This is a genomic window from Methanolobus halotolerans, from assembly GCF_004745425.1.
GTDB classification, from domain to species: domain Archaea; phylum Halobacteriota; class Methanosarcinia; order Methanosarcinales; family Methanosarcinaceae; genus Methanolobus; species Methanolobus halotolerans.
Genome location: NZ_PGGK01000020.1, coordinates 20194 through 35575, shown reverse-complemented (window position 1 = coordinate 35575; position 15382 = coordinate 20194). Strand labels below are relative to the sequence as shown.

Genomic DNA, 15382 nt, shown 5'->3' with positions numbered 1-15382 from the left:
TCAGTGAAGTCCATTCCTGAAGTGAAATCTTCAATCTCATCAATCGCTTCAATAATGTCAGTTAAAAACAACCTGTACTCACGCATGAAAATCGCCTCAAGCGTGCGCATAAACCACTTCTGAAAAAGTCCTGTTCTTCAATTCATCTCTTACGGCACGTTTTGAGACTATATCCACTTTTGACCCGAACTCTTCTTCAAGAAAAATTCCAAGGGCTGAGAGATCAAAAAGATCTACACCCCTCATTTCCCCCGTAACAACAAAGATATCCCAAAATGAGAAAAGAAATTATTAAATATCATTAAATAGAATTATTAAACATTAATTAATCATAGTGATATCAATGGTACTAAAGACATTTAATGTGGATGAAGATACATATAATAAGTTCTCTGCCCTGTGTAAATCTCATGGGATGAGCATGAGCAAACAAGTACAGATGTTTATGGAGAGCATAGTATCCGAGGATCCAGAAGCAAAGCAGGAGTATCTGGAAAAACTCGACAACATCAGAAATGGGAAATTTGTCCGTGTTAATGATTTTTCTGAACGTTACGGGTAAAAATAATGGAATATGGTGTTGTTGTATCCGAGATTGCCGACAAAAAATTTATAAGGATCATTAAAAAGAATCCAAAACAGATGAGCATTATCGGCAAGAAAGTTCAACAAATCATCCAGAATCCATATCATTATAAGCCACTACGTGGTGATCTACATGGTGCAAGACGGGTACATATTGGCTCTTCATTTGTACTGATCTACGAAATCGATGAGGATAACAAAGAGATTAGGATTCTTGACTATGACCACCATGATGTAATATATTAATCCTTAGCTCCAGGATCAAAAAATGCAGATTGCAATGCTACAAGGAACATTGTTTCAAGGGCTGCTATCAACCAACCTATTGTACTCTGCTCAGGAAACTGAGAACTTGAAGTGCAAGCCCTGACTTCAGTCGGAGGTCGTTTACAAAATCCCATGGTGCTGTATATATATGCCACAACCAATCTTGGTAACTGCGAACTGTTATTTTCATAGTTAGGATGGATTGTCTTTTCGAATATCTATTCTATAGATATCTTCAAACCCTCCTTCATCATCAGTCTCTTCTCAATATCCTTATCCAGAATGAACTTAGATATCCGATATCTCTCATTGAACTTGTCTATATTCTCAAAAGCCGTCTCCACAACCTTTCATCAGCTAGTATCTTGATTTACAATTGTGAACGTAAACGTGCTTCCTTTTCCCTCTTCGCTCTTCACCCAGACATTCCCTTTGTGCATTTCTACATATTGCTTCACAAGAGAAAGTCCCAAACCAGTCCCACCATATACCCTTTTGTTTGATTCATCAACCTGCACAAAGGGAGTGAATATGTCTTTCTGTTTGTTAACCGAGATTCCGATACCTGTATCTGACACTGATACCTGTACCTCATTATCGTTATTTACTGCAGTAACAAAGACTTTGCCATTATCTGGTGTGAATTTAATTGCATTACTGAGCAGGTTGTACATAATCTGTTTGAATTTCAGTCTGTCAGCGAAAATATAAGCATTCGGGATTTCATTATCAATTCTAATACTGATATTTTTTTTCGATGCTATAGGAGTCATTTGTGCAGCAATCTCGTCTAAAAGTTCCCTAATAGAAAAATTCTCGCATTCAAGTACCATTTTTCCTGCATCTGCTTTTGACAGGTCGAGAATATCGTTTATAATCTCAAGTAGATGTTCTCCACTTTTATTTATATGACCAATATATCCCAGCTCTTTTTCGGTTAGCTTATCATGAGCATTCATGCTTAGAAGATCTGAAAAACCAATTACGGCAGTAAGCGGAGTTCTTAATTCATGGCTCATATTTGCAATGAACTGCGACTTTGCTCTATTGCCAGATTCAGCTTCAAGTTTAGCACGCAGCAGCTCTTTTTCTACACGTTTCCTCTCGGTGATGTCCCTACATACACAAAAAATCAGTTTCTGTTCACCAAACATGGCTGCATTTGTACTGACTTCAACATCAAAAAGTGTACCATTCTTGCGACGGTGTATGGTTTCGAAGTGGTCGCCTTTCTCATCAACCTTCCGATGTATTTCCATCAATTGTTCCCGTGTCCACTGGGCATCCCAATCCCACACATGTAAGGTAAGAATCTCTTCAGGTGAATAACCAAGCATTTCTGCATACTTCCTATTGGCCTCGAAAACTTTTCCCTTCTGATCAAGGATAACAATACCATCATGAGATTGTTCTATAAGAACACGTTTTCTGACAGCTTCTTCGGCAATTTTAATTTCTGCTTTCTTATTTTCTGTGATATCTGTCAAAAACAACGTGAGACCAATGATATTCCCTTCATCATCCTTAAGAGGACTGTACACGTTCTCATACCAACGTCTTTCGAGCAATGTATCTCCATACTCTTCGATAATTGTGAAAGCTTCACCTACAAGTGCCCTGTCAAAATTCACTTTTGCTTTTTCTCGATCTGAAGGGTCCTTAATGTAAGTGAGCATGCTAACGCCAACCTCTATCTTGACTCCCCATATTTGCTCCATTGTAATCTGGTGATTTTTATTGAAGACAAGATATTGGTAATATCTATCAAGAGCGAATATAACAACATTTGTAGGGCTCTCCAGTACTCCTTGCAAAATATTATGTGCCTGCCGATACTTTCTTTCAGCTTGTTTCTGTGCTTCCTGTGTTTTTTTATGTGACAACTGATTTTTTAAAAGGTTTCCTAATAATACCGTTCCAACTGGATAGATCAACATAACTGGTAAACTTATAAGTCTTATAACTTCGAAGGCATATGGCCATGGAAGCAATAACATACAGATAAGCATGATTATATGAACCAGAATACCAAAAGCGTACAGTTCGAACACACCAAAGAGCTTATGAAGTTTTTCATGATACTGCCGCCATAAAAGTCCTAATACCACAGAAAATATTGTTACAAATGTACCGATAACTGCTCCAACACCTCCTTGATAGAGACGATGAGAAATGATTATAAGTGCTCCAACGACTGCAGGAATAAAACCAAAGAAAAGGGCAACGATGCTAAGCAGAATAGAACGTGTGTCGTAAAATAATCCGGGAGAAAGTTCCCACGGGTTTAGCATCAAGGCGATGCCTATTATACCTATGAAAAAACCTGCAACAATGTTTTTCAAACGTGTGTTCATTTCAATATTAAAGGAAAGAACATCATACAGGACACCAATAGCTAGAAGTAAAGCCGCATTATTTACAAGAGCTATTAATATTTCAGTATTCATGTAACATCCGATATCAAAAAGAATAGAAATATTCAATAATTAGAGGTTTTCTGTGCCTAACATAATGCAAAATAATTATGTTTTATGTTATATATAATTTTTCTGATAATATCTCGATGAAAGTTCTATTAAATTCCAATAGAAACATTTAAGCAAAACTCTCTTGAAATCAAACTGATTGTCTCACACTTTATTCTAAACTTCAATGAACATTTCCAAACCCTCCTTCATCATGAGTCTCTTCTCAATATCCGTATCCAGAATGAACTTAGATATCCGATATTTCTCATTGAACTTGTCTATGTTCTCAAATGCCTTCTCTACAACTTGTTTATCAGCCAATTCCTTGAGTAAGTCCCCTCTCTGGCTTATCTGATGACGGAAGTCACGGTTCTCAAACTCTGCATCAGGATTAATTTCCCGGCTAATTGGCACTGGTTTTAGGCTCGATCGGCAGCTGTGATGGAGCGGAGGACGATACAGGTCCACGGAACCATTTGATAGGTCGAACACTGTTCCGTGCAAGGCCCTACACTGGTCACTTGTCCTGTCATCAAGTTCAGCATCAAATTCAACGTATTTAACTCCACGCTGGCGATATCGGTACACAGTTGTGTTGGTGGCAACATCTGCAGTGAAGGTCCTGGCAAATCTAACTGCTTTGTATCGTTCTCCTCCCCAGAGATCTACTATCATTTTGGCCAGCTGATTGGGATGCACCGTATAGATTGCTTCATCTTTGAGCATCTGGACGATAGATTCTGAGACATTGTCTGCCAGGTCCGTGGATATTCTCACAGCTTCTTCTGTTAGTACATATGAGTCTTCGATTGCAGCCGCAGAAATCTCCTTCAGTTGATTGTCAGCATACAGCAACGATTGTTTCATGATCTCGGTGATGATATTGTCCAGTTGCTTTACATAGGTCTTGGACCCAAATTCCCTGTGGACATTTCGAACAAGCTCTTGTTCATAGTCCATGGTCCTTAATGCAAATGCTCTTTCCATGGTGCGGTCTAAAAGCAAGATAAGCCGGTTCTGGGCCCGGATTAGTTTTGATGATTTCAGGAGTGAAATTTTATCACCTATCTATGAAGTCTTCAAGAAACACAATGCAACAAAAGCAAGGACAAATAACCAGAGTACGGTTACAACAAAAATAAGGCTGTTCTTGTACAGATCATTCCCCTTCCACAGGGAATCCACCCCACTTGAGAAGCTGTTCTTTTGTAAGAACTCCACTATTGTACCATTCAATCATATCACGTGATTCTAACTGTGGCCTGCTCAGCTCCTCGAACTCTATCCACAAAGAATCTTCCGTCTTGTTCATGAGTCGAAGGCGCATATTGATGGCACTGTTAGCAATGTTTTGAACAATGTGCTGCAGGCCTTCAAGAACGACCATACGGTCCTCTTCGGATACATATCCAGCAGCATAAGTAGATCCTTTTGTATCGCCCATACTGAGAGGGGATTGCAGCAGACCTATCTGGATATCTGTCTCCAGTGATTTCTTGAATGACATGACATCCAGGGATCCTTTTGCATCAACAGGAATAACATCCAGACCAACTGCAGCGATATCCTCGTTCTCTGAGAGGTACTTGTGCTCGTCAAGCCATGCGTCTATGACCTTCTGAGCATCCTCTATGCTGACGATCTCCTGCTCGACCAGTTTTTCCAGGAGTTTGAAGTCGATGAGATACCTACCATTGCCGTATTTCTTAACAAATGAAACATATCCGTGGTTGATATTCAACAGGTTACGGATGCTTAGTTCAATAGGCTCCATCATGGAAGCTCCATAAATGCCGTATGTATCGCGTTTAAGAGGATCCTTCAGAACAGTGTCCCAGGCATTGTAGGAGCCATAGACCACATCACTGATCTTCAAGATCTTTCTTTTGGCTTTGTCGCTTTCATTGATGACAACAGACCTAGTAGGCGGAGTAAGAATCTCCTTCGGGTTCATTTCACCAACAGTAAAATCCTCCGGGAGGATAGTTGTGTTCTGCATGAGCAGGGGTATCAGGGAAAAAGTCTCTGCATTTCCGGTTGGTGCTGCAATATATGTTCCGTCCCTGCAAAGTAGCCTGCCAAGCGTCTGCACCTGGTCAAAAAAGTTGACCTTAGTGGACCATCGCTCAAACTCTTTAACAGCCTTGGAACCGGTTCCATCGAAATGCATACCTTTTACCAGGGACAGTGCCAGCTTGTTAAGAGATGTGGAAACATGTGGAGTGCATGTTGAAAGCTGCTGGTAGTACTTGAAACGGTTATCAGTATCGAAGTTCTCATATCCTCCAAACTTTGTCGACGCATCTGTTCTTTTCACACCTGCAGAAGCCATAAGAGTAATCGGTTTATGTGAACCGGTGATTGTAGCATTTAGGTAGACCATGGTTACCTCACAAATGATTCTTGATCAGAGCCTTTGCTTCTGCAGCAGTGATCTTACCATCTTCCAGTGATTGCAGAATCTCGTAGACCAAGGATTTCCTCTCTTCTGAGGTCTTGTTCTTCCACCAGAGCTTTGCTCTTATAACTATGCCTGCACCAATTCCTATAAGGAAAGTAGCTGCTTCAGTTGCATGAGATTCTAACATGGTTTGCTACTCCTTGGTTCGTGTTGACCACACAACTCATCGGAGGGAACTACCGGAAATCCTACTTTCGCAACAGGAGACTTGCGTCTGCAAAAACCGTATGTTGAAGCCGTGAGTTTAAAAAAAGTGCATGTAGAACAGGTATCACTCATGCAATGAAATCTGAATGCTGCAATTATATAAGTTTAATACATACGTTTAAAAATTGGTTATGATAATTAATTAGTGCCTTTTTATTGTAAGGAATTTGCAAAATGCACAATCGTAGATTTGGACTGAAAATGGAGTAGAGAAATAGAGTACATTCTCTTTGACACCTTAAATGCTTATAGAGTAAACTATTCGAAATTACAGTTATAATTACGCTTTCTAAGATATTATATTATTCGTAAAAGAAAATATCTTCAATCGAACATTCGAAGAATCGTGCCATCTTGAAAGCCAATTTTATACTTGGATCGTATTTACCACGTTCTATAGCGTTAATGGTCTGTCTAGTCACCTCCATTTCCATGGCCAGTTGTTCCTGAGTGATATCTTTCTTTGCTCTCCATACTTTTAGACTGTTCTTCATTCAACATACATCCGGGATTACATTTGTCTTTTGTACCAATGGAAAAATCCTGCATAGGAGATTACTGTTATAACAAACAGTAGAGATACAATTGGGTAAGCTTTGATGTCAGATGCTGTAACTCCAAGAAATGCTACTAACGTACCTTGAAATATAATAAGTATTACCAGGGTTTTATGGCTGGCTTTTTCAGCGATATGAAAGATTCGTTCATCTTCCACTATAGTTCCTTTATTTCTAAGTCGGATTTCACGAAAAGTGATTATTATCAATACTACTCCCGCACCTATGAATGCACCACCGGCTCCACTTGGATTTATAATCCAACCTGGTTCAAAAATATGAAATCCTGTTCCTATCAGGGTTAATATGAACCCTACAACTATTCTACCTACATCTTTTGTTTCCATTTAAATCACAATGTAAAGTAAACATGACATTATGTATATATAACTTTTCATAAAGACAATTATCTACTACATATTGTCAAGCTCTCTTGCAAGAATTACCAATGATGAAAGCGCAATTTAAAATTGTATTAAGTTTGGACTCTGTAGAAATCCTATAAAAATCGCTATCATCAAGGCAAAACTTGTAATTTGTTCAATAACTGGCAGTGGAGAAGCTACAACGGACATTGAGAAGAAACGTTCTGATATCTCTATGGCCTTGATGGAGCTTGTGGAGAAGGATCCGGAGGTTGCTGAGATATTGAGAAAGGCGATGGAGTGATCCTGCCTGGATCTTTCCGGCCTGTGAGGGCGCCGGCCTGGTGGGCCGGGCGCCACGATTCACCAGGCGGGATTAATTGTAAAGCTCACAGAAATTGTAATGGCATTGAAATATCGTCTATAGACAAAACTTAGTAGCAACCCGTAGATTAAAATCCATTCTGGTTATATGCAAATACAACATATTAGAGGTTGTGAGCGGGGGACGCTCGCAAGCTATTGGGAGTGGAGTTAAAAAGAGATATTGGGAATATCTCGGATTCGTAAGGAAAGAGACGCCTTAAAGAGTGGGTTTATCAGGCGTCTCATTCTGCCTTCTCAGCCATGCGGGTTGAGTGAGTGGGGGTTGAAGGGATGTGGGGACATCCCGGATTCGCAAGGAGAGAGGCACCATAAGCGTGGTGGTTTATCGTGTGCCCCATCCTATCTTCTTAATCTAATTCTACAAAGGTTTTCTCATATAAAAGTGTTCTTAATATTGTTCAATAAAGATTTTCTCATATAAAAGTGTTCTTAATCTAAGTCCAAAAAAGATTTTCTGATATAAAAACAGTTCCCATTAAAGGGTTTCTTTGACTGATTAAGGACATTTTTTTAAAGCTTCTAATTATAGATAATATCCTAAATGGCTTTTTAAATAGAATATACTTCGCAAAGCAAAATTAAAATATTCAGTTATATTTTGTTGACAAGTTTCCCACTGCTCCATTTCAACCATACTTCTTGGATTCCACAAACATATACACTGCTTATGCTTTTGAAACCTATGAACAAAGAATTCTGGTCCTTGCCTAAAATTAATGACATTAAATTTAGCCGTCAATAAAATATCGTTTTGTTCAGTTTATTAAGAGCAGTTCCGCTTAAATAAAAATAAAACCTATTATGAATCGGGAGTAAGGGTTTGCTAAATTACTGACTGATTCGAAGCGCCCAGCAAACCCCCAAACTTATCTTGGTTGAGGTACCTTAGACGACAACCGATACTTTTTTGGTACCTCGGCTCTCCTTTATTATATTCCAGTTTCTTATAATAGATTTATTTTCTAAGATAACTAAGATTCAATAATGATATATTCTTTTTCACACAAGGTTAATTTGGTGCCCTTTTCTCTTTTTGGACCACTTTATAGCAAACTATCCACATATCCGGTCCAATGTACTGCCTCCAACCGGTAACACGGAATGAGGGCACCACTAAAATCAGACGTGATGTACTATAAAATTAATTAAAACATCATATCTCAGTTATTGGTGTTGAGTCCTTCAGGTAATGCTCAAATAATTCTTTTCCCCATTCACGTGCTTGAGGACTGGAAAATAGCAGATGTTTGTTATCGAAATCTCCTGTATTAGTCAATGGGCTCATAACAAACTGATAATCATTGTATCCAAAGGACATAAAATCTATTTTTCCTGAGTAAAGGTAGAAATGCATTAGATTACTATCCATTAAGTCCTTAAAACCCGAATACCTGTCGGTTTCCAGCTTGTTATATAGATCAGGGGACATGATTATAGTACTTTTTATGTTATCATGAATAAGCCGGGAGTACATTTCATGAAAATCAGGATATAAAAACGTGGTAACGGCAAAGATGGATTTTGATATGGCACAGGTTTCGTGGTATGCCTGATGTGCATTGTACACATTGGTAATATCCGGATCTATTAAACTGCATTCATCCAGCTCATCTATTCTTTCCAACAGATGAGTTGGAATGAAATCAAGCTTGCGGGTACCCCAGTATTCAATATCTGTATCCAGTACATCCACAGTGTCAAGTAAAGGCATCATGTCTTCGACTAGAAGTTTACCAATTTTTGTTAATTCACAAACATCATTTTTATGGCTTAAAAGATGATGTTCTTCCAATACTTTAATCTGTGGAAGCAATGACTGTCTTGTAGTTTCTAATAATTCTAAGACATTTTTTGTCTCTTTTGGACCATCTTTCAACAATAAGAGCACATTCTTTCTCTTCTCAGAAGCAAATATGACATCAATCAAGACTTTCTTCATTTGCAACACATCCCGCCTATAAATAAAATATTAAACAAGTTACTACTTTAAATCAAACGTGTCGATGCAGATAGCATAATAAATTAATCTTTACCAGCCTGAATATACCTTAAGCGAAAAGAATAGTTTTCCAGTATAAATAATTTTGTTTTTGAGAATTACTTTTACAATGGATATTTCGATTAAAGCTCTGTGATTGGTGTTGAGTTCTTCAGGTAATGCTCAAATAATTCTTTTCCCCATTGGGGTGCATTTTCACCGGAACAAGTAACTTTCTTACTATCATAATTGCCATCTTCTCTCAACAACTCTAACAAGATATTATAATCATTGATGGAAACTTGTAAAAAATCAAAATTATCCGCGTACATATACAACTTAATATTTTGATTTCTTATCATTTTTTTAATTATAACAAGGTGTTCACGAAGAAGTTTCTCACATAAATCTTTTGAAATAATTATTGATATAGAAACGTTATTTGCTATTAACTCATGAAGTGTCTTTTCAAAATTAGGGAATGCATATGAACTAATAACAAATACGGATTTTGACTTCTTAGCTTTTTTAGTGAATTGTTTATTCTCTGAGAATATTTCATGGGGAGGCACATCAATTGATTTACATTGCTTCAGTTCACCTATTCTTTTAAAGAGATAAGGTGGGATGAAACTAAGGTCACGCGTTCCCCAATAGTCAATATCCATATTAAAGATCTTAACGGTGTCCAATAAAGGTTTCATTTCATCTGCCATCAGTTTTCCAATAGTTGTCAGCTCATAAGAATCGTCTAGCTGGGTTACTAGATAATGTTCTTCTAGTATCCTGATCTGCGGTAGTAAGGCCTGCCTGGTGGTATTAAGAGCCTTCAGGATAAACTGCATTTTTTTGGATCCGTCCTGTAGCAATAGGAGAACATTCTTTCTCTTCTCAGAAGCAAATATGACATCAAGTAATGGTTTCTTCATTATCAGCACGATTCCTAAAACCAAACATCCCTTGTTATGATATTGACATGTTGTATTATTTAAAGCAATCTGAAATTTTGTTGTTGTATGTACTGAAATGTTAACTGTGCTATGTGAAATATCTGTGAAGCCAGCGAATGACCGGGAAATTATTATGTGGGTGAGGATAAATCGGATTCAGGAGAATTTTTTATCTATGAAACAGTCCATTACATTTCTCCTAGCCTGCCAAGGACACTTTAGGGCCAATTATCAACTATTGCAGTGTCTCTGGTTTTATAGAGTTACTAATTACTTTATACGTTTTGATGATATCAAAATAGTATTTCTTTCATACTATTCAGACCGGTTTTTGTTAAATACAAGTAAGTTTCATTTTGCAGGGGAGTAAGTTGCAAAATGAAGTAAAGTACAGAAAAGGGTTAAAATATAACAATTGTGGGGGGATTTGAAATGTTCGTTAACTTCCATTGTATGAATCCAGGATGCCAACGTTCCATTAGTAAGGATATTAGAAGGGACCGTGTTCCGTTCAAAGAAAATATAGAGGACGGAGAAAGCTTCAGTATACTTTCACCGTGTCCTGAGTGTGGTTATCCTAATGTATTGACAATAGGTTCAGTAGGTCAGGTAACTGGGACAGGAAATCAGCAAGTAGGAGCAGGAGATCAGTTAGTAGGTTTGGAAAACAGGCTGGCGAGATCAAAAAATCAGCTGGTAGAGGTAGAACATAAACTAATAAGTATAAGATAGGTGCCTGAAGCCAGGAAATGCTAAAATCAGTCGATAGGTAACCTTTAATTGATACATTACTTCCAGTGAGGGCACCAGAGTTAGTCTGCGCCAAATAAAAATAATATATTGACAGTAGTTATCTGGCGTTCTTCATGCTAAAGAATCGTTAACTTACGGATATTCTTTACTTAATCTCTGTAATGGGAACAGAGTCTTTCAGGTAATACTCAAACAATTCTTTTGCCCATGCTACTGTTGTTGGATTGCAGCTCAGAAGTTGTGTGTAGTCGTAAGCTCCCTCTTTTATAAGAGATTGCAACACCATACAGGATTCGCTTAATTTAAGCGAAACAAAAGATATATCTTTAGGATATCGATATAGTCTGACCTGTCTGTTACCAATAAATTCACGTAATACTTCAGGATTGTCTACTATAAGTTTATCATAGAAACGTGGATCAAAAATGATTGATAGATTAACTCTCCTATTTATCATTTCCCTGAACAGATCCGGAAAGTTAGGACGCATCGAAACTGCTATCATATCAAATGATTTTGAGCTTTTGAATGCTTCATGTGCCTCTTTATTATGATCGAAGATATCAGGTAATGGTGGCTTGAGTACATTGCAGATATCTATTTCATGCAGTCTCCCCAGCAAGTGCGGAGGAATGAAATCCAGGTTCCGGCTTTGCCAGTAATCACTTACATTCTCTACAAGTTTCCCGGTGCACAGATCATGATCTGATTCCTCAATAACCGCTTTTCCCATATCATTTAACCTGTAGATGTCTTCTTCCTTCGCTACAAGGTCATGCTTTTCTAGTGATTCTATGCTTGAGAGAAACTCTATTATGTCCATGCCTGAGGCCGTACAAAGTGTATCAGATCTTTTCGGTCCTTCATAAAGAGATAGAAGTATACTTCTATTTCTTGCTGTAATCACGGTTTCAAGTGATTTATCGTTCATTCAGCTCCCTCCTTTCGATTGGGAATGCTTAAACAAAAGTTGTTGTTAGAGGACTTTTTGCCAAAATTTTCCACTGTATACTGCAGTGTAATTATATACCAAAGTTTTTCTTGCATATATAGATTGCTAGTATAATATTAGTTCAATGGTATAATTGTAAACTGCATCTGAAAAGAGTTATTATGATGAAGCTTTTTAGGTATCGGTATTAACGGGTTTGTTATTGATATACCGTTTAGTCAAATCATTGAGAGCGCTGGAGCGGTCAGGTGAATTTCAGTTAGTGTCCTGATTTAAGATGATGCGTTGAAATTTTAACGCCATTAAAACAATAGTAGTGAAAAAAAGATAGCAACACCCATTATATTAAAATCCGTTCTGGTTATATGCAAAAACAATCTATTAGGACTTGTGAGCATTGGGGCGCTCACATCACAACTCTGGGGAGTGGAGTTAAAGAGAGATATTGGGGAATATCTCGGATTCGTAAGGAAAGAGGCACCATAAGCGTGGTGGTTTAATAGGTGCCTCATCTTGCCTTCTTATTTTGTTCAAAATGGTTTTTCTCGTATAAACCATCCACGTAAACTAATAACGTTTAGAAGAACAATATTTACTTAAAGTTCTGTGATTGGTGTTGAGTTCTTCAGGTAGTATTCAAACAACTCTTTTCCCCATCCAAGAGCGGATTTGGAAGAACATATGTAGTGCTTGTTATCAAAATACTCCTCTTTGTTTAACAGACTCAGCAAGAGATAGTTGTCATTAAATGCAAAGGACAGAAACTCTAGCTGGCCTGGATATTCATATGCATGAAACAGGTAATTCTCAAGAAGACCTTTAAACTTTTCATGATACTGAGTTACCAGCTTATCGTGTAATTCTGGAGTGATTATTGTATAGATGCTTACTTTATTCTGAATCAGTTCAGAGAACAAAATTTTAAAATTTGGATGGAAGAACGTAGTAACTCCAAAAAGGGATTTAGACCTTGCGGATGCTTCCTGAAATCTGGTAAGTAGATAATGTACCTCTTCAACAGGAGGGTTGACAGTATCACATTTACCAAGCTCTTTTATTTGCTGCAAAAGGTTAGAGGGGATAAAATCAAGTTTGCGAGATCCCCAGTAATCAATATCTGAATCGAATACCTTAATAGTGTTTGATAAGGGGACCATTTTCTCAACTATTAATTCTCCGATTTTGGTTAACATGTAGGAATCGTCTATTTTAGATACGAGGTGATGTTCTTCTAGTATCCTGATCTGTGGAAGTAATGACTGCCTAGAAGTACCTAGAGCTTCCAGGATAAACTTCATTTCCTTGGGACCATCCTGTAATAGTAGGAGAGCACTATTTCTTTTATCGGACGCAAATATGACATAAAGTAATGGTTTCTTCATTATCGCACAATCCCTGAAACCAAACATTCCCAGTTATAATATTGACATGTTGTATTATTTAAAGCAATCTGAAATTTTGTTGTTGCATGTGCTGAAATGTTAACGGCGTTATGTGAAATTACTGTACAAAAATACATTTTTGCGCATCAGAATAATGCTGTTAACTATTTTCATCTTGTAAACGGGACCTCATGTATGGCACAATTACATCGTTTAGCAGAAGGGCTGTACCAAAGCCACCTATTGAGCAAAAGATGGCAACTGTTAGCAATGCATGGACGTATTGTACAAGAGTAAGGACTCCGGCCTGGTAGGCCGGGCGCCATGATTCACCAGGCGGTGTTAATTGTAAGGCTCACATGAAATTATAATAGCATTGAAATATTGTTTGCAAACAAAAGATAGAAGCAAACCTTAGATTAAAATCCATTCTTGTTATATGCAAAAACAATCTATTAGGACTTGTGAGCATTGGGGCGCTCACAAGCTATTGGGAGTGGAGTTAAAGAGAGATATTGGGGAATATCTCGGACATATAAGGAAAGAGGCGCCTTAAAGCGTGGTGGTTTATCAGGCGTCTCATCCTGCCTTCTCAACTATGCGGGTTGAGTGAGTGGGGGTTGAAGGGATGTGGGGACATCCTGGATTCGTAAGGAAAGAGGCACCATAAGCGTGGTGGTTTATTGGGTGCCTCATCCTACCTTCTTAATCTAAGCCCAAGAAAGATTTTCTCATATAAAAGTGTGTTACTATCATTGATTTTGCTTTTCCTTTTGAGGGTATTTTGTTACGCTTTCACACCGATGTTTACCTTAATGGCTTCAAAAATGTATTTGTAGAGAGATTTTACAATCGCTCCAGAAAATACAAAGCCATTAAAATATCGCTTGTGAATTTAATATATAATCGTTCGCATAGTTATGAACAGTTCTGTTTATATACAAACATGGCTTATTATAGATTGCGAGCATGGGTCGCTCGTAAGTTTTAGACCGAAATTTACGGGATATGGGGATATCTCGGATTCGTAAGGAAAGAGGCACTATAAGCGTGGTGGTTTAATAGGTGCCTCATCTTGCCTTCTTATTTTGTTCAAAATGGTTTTTCTCTTGTAAAGTGTCTTGTAATTGAAAATATTTATCTGGCTAGAATGTTTTCATCAAAGTTCAGTTATTGGTGTAGAGTCCTTCAGGTAGTATTCAAACAATTCTTTTCCCCATTGAGGTGCATTTTCACCGGAACAAGTAACCTTCTTATTATCATAATCGCCATTCTCTTTCAACAACTCTAACAACATGCTATAATCATTGATGGAAACTTGTAAAAAATCAAAATTATCCGCGTACGTATACAACTTAATATTTGGACTTATTATCAGTTTTTTAATTGTAACAATGTGTTCACGAAGAAGTTTATCACAGAAATCTTTTGAGATAACTATTGATATAGAAACGTTATTTGCTATTAACTCATGAATTGTCTTTTCAAAATTAGGGAATGCATATGAACTAATAACAAATACGGATTTTGACTTCTTAGCTTTTTCAGTGAACTGTTTATTCTCTGAGAATATTTCATGGGGAGGCACATCAATTGATTTACATTCCTTCAGTTCACCTATTCTTTTGAAGAGATATGGTGGGATGAAACTAAGGTCACGCGTTCCCCAATAGTCAATATCCATATTAAAAGTCTTAACTGTATCCAATAAAGGTTTCATTTCATCTACCATCAGTTCCCCAATAGTTGTCAGCTTATAAGAATCGTCTAGCTGGGTTACTAGATGATGTTCTTCTAGTATCCTGATCTGCGGTAGTAAGGACTGCCTGGTGGTATTGAGTTTTTCCAGGATCAATTGCATTTTCTTGGATCCGTCCTGTAGCATTAAGAGAACATTCTTTCTCTTCTCAGAAGCAAATATGACATCAAGTAATGGTTTCTTCATTATCAGCACAATTCCTAAAACCAAACATTCCCTGTCATAATATTGACGTGTTGTATTATTTAAAACAATATGGGCTCTGTAGAAATCCTCATGGTGAAAATAATCTTACTTCATGAGTAGTTTGA

Annotated in this window: 16 protein-coding genes; 3 read left to right on the top strand and 13 right to left on the bottom strand. The window is 37.6% G+C overall.

The window, feature by feature from the left end; all coding sequences use genetic code 11:
• Positions 1-96: 96 nt before the first annotated feature.
• A complete protein-coding gene (locus CUN85_RS12275; RefSeq protein WP_235856333.1) occupies positions 97-246 on the bottom strand; it encodes a hypothetical protein in 150 nt (49 codons plus the stop codon).
• 97 nt (positions 247-343) lie between these two features.
• On the opposite strand from CUN85_RS12275, the gene CUN85_RS12270 reads away from it, so the two are divergent.
• The gene (locus CUN85_RS12270) at positions 344-562 is read left to right on the top strand and encodes a hypothetical protein (protein ID WP_135390604.1); all 219 of its coding nucleotides are present in this window, start codon (positions 344-346) and stop codon (positions 560-562) included.
• A 5-nt stretch (positions 563-567) separates the two neighbouring features.
• Positions 568-831: a type II toxin-antitoxin system mRNA interferase toxin, RelE/StbE family gene (locus tag CUN85_RS12265; RefSeq protein WP_135390603.1), complete on the top strand. Its 264-nt coding sequence runs from the start codon at positions 568-570 to the stop codon at positions 829-831.
• A gap of 239 nt (positions 832-1070) precedes the next feature.
• Here CUN85_RS12265 and CUN85_RS13570 read toward each other — a convergent pair whose 3' ends face one another.
• The 9 genes from CUN85_RS13570 to CUN85_RS12225 all read right to left on the bottom strand — a co-directional run bounded on the left by CUN85_RS13570 (position 1071) and on the right by CUN85_RS12225 (position 10204).
• Positions 1071-1196, bottom strand: coding sequence for a hypothetical protein (locus CUN85_RS13570; protein ID WP_268921648.1), 126 nt, complete (start codon positions 1194-1196; stop codon positions 1071-1073).
• Positions 1197-1205: 9 nt separating this feature from the next.
• A complete protein-coding gene (locus CUN85_RS12260) occupies positions 1206-3299 on the bottom strand; it encodes an ATP-binding protein (RefSeq protein WP_135390602.1) in 2094 nt (697 codons plus the stop codon).
• Positions 3300-3494: 195 nt separating this feature from the next.
• Positions 3495-4307 carry a minor capsid protein gene (locus tag CUN85_RS12255; protein ID WP_135390601.1) on the bottom strand — a complete coding sequence of 271 codons (813 nt, stop codon included), beginning with the start codon at positions 4305-4307 and terminating at the stop codon, positions 3495-3497.
• Between the two features lie 172 nt (positions 4308-4479).
• A complete protein-coding gene (locus CUN85_RS12250) occupies positions 4480-5703 on the bottom strand; it encodes a hypothetical protein (protein WP_135390600.1) in 1224 nt (407 codons plus the stop codon).
• A gap of 7 nt (positions 5704-5710) precedes the next feature.
• Positions 5711-5908, bottom strand: coding sequence for an SHOCT-like domain-containing protein (locus tag CUN85_RS12245; protein ID WP_135390599.1), 198 nt, complete (start codon positions 5906-5908; stop codon positions 5711-5713).
• 382 nt (positions 5909-6290) lie between these two features.
• A complete protein-coding gene (locus CUN85_RS12240) occupies positions 6291-6482 on the bottom strand; it encodes a helix-turn-helix transcriptional regulator (protein WP_135390598.1) in 192 nt (63 codons plus the stop codon).
• 17 nt (positions 6483-6499) lie between these two features.
• Positions 6500-6892 (bottom strand): DUF2178 domain-containing protein, encoded by a 393-nt coding sequence (locus tag CUN85_RS12235; RefSeq protein WP_135390597.1) that lies wholly within the window; start codon positions 6890-6892, stop codon positions 6500-6502.
• A gap of 1558 nt (positions 6893-8450) precedes the next feature.
• Entirely contained in the window at positions 8451-9236 is a 786-nt protein-coding gene (locus tag CUN85_RS12230; protein ID WP_135390596.1) for a helix-turn-helix transcriptional regulator, read from the bottom strand.
• Positions 9237-9418: 182 nt separating this feature from the next.
• Positions 9419-10204, bottom strand: a complete 786-nt coding sequence (locus CUN85_RS12225) for a helix-turn-helix transcriptional regulator (RefSeq protein ID WP_135390595.1) — start codon at positions 10202-10204, stop codon at positions 9419-9421.
• Between the two features lie 453 nt (positions 10205-10657).
• Between CUN85_RS12225 and CUN85_RS12220 the strand changes: the two genes are divergently transcribed.
• The gene (locus tag CUN85_RS12220) at positions 10658-10957 is read left to right on the top strand and encodes a hypothetical protein (RefSeq protein WP_135390594.1); all 300 of its coding nucleotides are present in this window, start codon (positions 10658-10660) and stop codon (positions 10955-10957) included.
• A 166-nt stretch (positions 10958-11123) separates the two neighbouring features.
• On the opposite strand, the gene CUN85_RS12215 is transcribed toward CUN85_RS12220, so the two are convergent.
• From CUN85_RS12215 to CUN85_RS12205, 3 genes are all read right to left on the bottom strand, one after another.
• Positions 11124-11909: a helix-turn-helix transcriptional regulator gene (locus tag CUN85_RS12215; RefSeq protein ID WP_135390593.1), complete on the bottom strand. Its 786-nt coding sequence runs from the start codon at positions 11907-11909 to the stop codon at positions 11124-11126.
• A 617-nt stretch (positions 11910-12526) separates the two neighbouring features.
• Positions 12527-13312: a helix-turn-helix transcriptional regulator gene (locus tag CUN85_RS12210; protein WP_135390592.1), complete on the bottom strand. Its 786-nt coding sequence runs from the start codon at positions 13310-13312 to the stop codon at positions 12527-12529.
• Positions 13313-14471: 1159 nt separating this feature from the next.
• Positions 14472-15257: a helix-turn-helix transcriptional regulator gene (locus CUN85_RS12205; RefSeq protein ID WP_135390591.1), complete on the bottom strand. Its 786-nt coding sequence runs from the start codon at positions 15255-15257 to the stop codon at positions 14472-14474.
• Positions 15258-15382 lie beyond the last annotated feature (125 nt).

What these genes read in the sequence shown, in the direction of transcription:
- CUN85_RS12210 (WP_135390592.1), bottom strand. Translation starts at nt 13,312, where the DNA reads ATGAAGAAACCATTACTTTATGTCATATTTGCGTCCGATAAAAGAAAT.
- CUN85_RS12270 (WP_135390604.1), top strand. Translation starts at nt 344, where the DNA reads ATGGTACTAAAGACATTTAATGTGGATGAAGATACATATAATAAGTTC.
- CUN85_RS12205 (WP_135390591.1), bottom strand. Translation starts at nt 15,257, where the DNA reads ATGAAGAAACCATTACTTGATGTCATATTTGCTTCTGAGAAGAGAAAG.
- CUN85_RS12255 (WP_135390601.1), bottom strand. Translation starts at nt 4,307, where the DNA reads ATGGAAAGAGCATTTGCATTAAGGACCATGGACTATGAACAAGAGCTT.
- CUN85_RS12215 (WP_135390593.1), bottom strand. Translation starts at nt 11,909, where the DNA reads ATGAACGATAAATCACTTGAAACCGTGATTACAGCAAGAAATAGAAGT.
- CUN85_RS12250 (WP_135390600.1), bottom strand. Translation starts at nt 5,703, where the DNA reads ATGGTCTACCTAAATGCTACAATCACCGGTTCACATAAACCGATTACT.
- CUN85_RS12260 (WP_135390602.1), bottom strand. Translation starts at nt 3,299, where the DNA reads ATGAATACTGAAATATTAATAGCTCTTGTAAATAATGCGGCTTTACTT.
- CUN85_RS12245 (WP_135390599.1), bottom strand. Translation starts at nt 5,908, where the DNA reads ATGTTAGAATCTCATGCAACTGAAGCAGCTACTTTCCTTATAGGAATT.
- CUN85_RS12220 (WP_135390594.1), top strand. Translation starts at nt 10,658, where the DNA reads ATGTTCGTTAACTTCCATTGTATGAATCCAGGATGCCAACGTTCCATT.
- CUN85_RS12265 (WP_135390603.1), top strand. Translation starts at nt 568, where the DNA reads ATGGAATATGGTGTTGTTGTATCCGAGATTGCCGACAAAAAATTTATA.
- CUN85_RS12235 (WP_135390597.1), bottom strand. Translation starts at nt 6,892, where the DNA reads ATGGAAACAAAAGATGTAGGTAGAATAGTTGTAGGGTTCATATTAACC.
- CUN85_RS12240 (WP_135390598.1), bottom strand. Translation starts at nt 6,482, where the DNA reads ATGAAGAACAGTCTAAAAGTATGGAGAGCAAAGAAAGATATCACTCAG.
- CUN85_RS12275 (WP_235856333.1), bottom strand. Translation starts at nt 246, where the DNA reads ATGAGGGGTGTAGATCTTTTTGATCTCTCAGCCCTTGGAATTTTTCTT.
- CUN85_RS12230 (WP_135390596.1), bottom strand. Translation starts at nt 9,236, where the DNA reads ATGAAGAAAGTCTTGATTGATGTCATATTTGCTTCTGAGAAGAGAAAG.
- CUN85_RS12225 (WP_135390595.1), bottom strand. Translation starts at nt 10,204, where the DNA reads ATGAAGAAACCATTACTTGATGTCATATTTGCTTCTGAGAAGAGAAAG.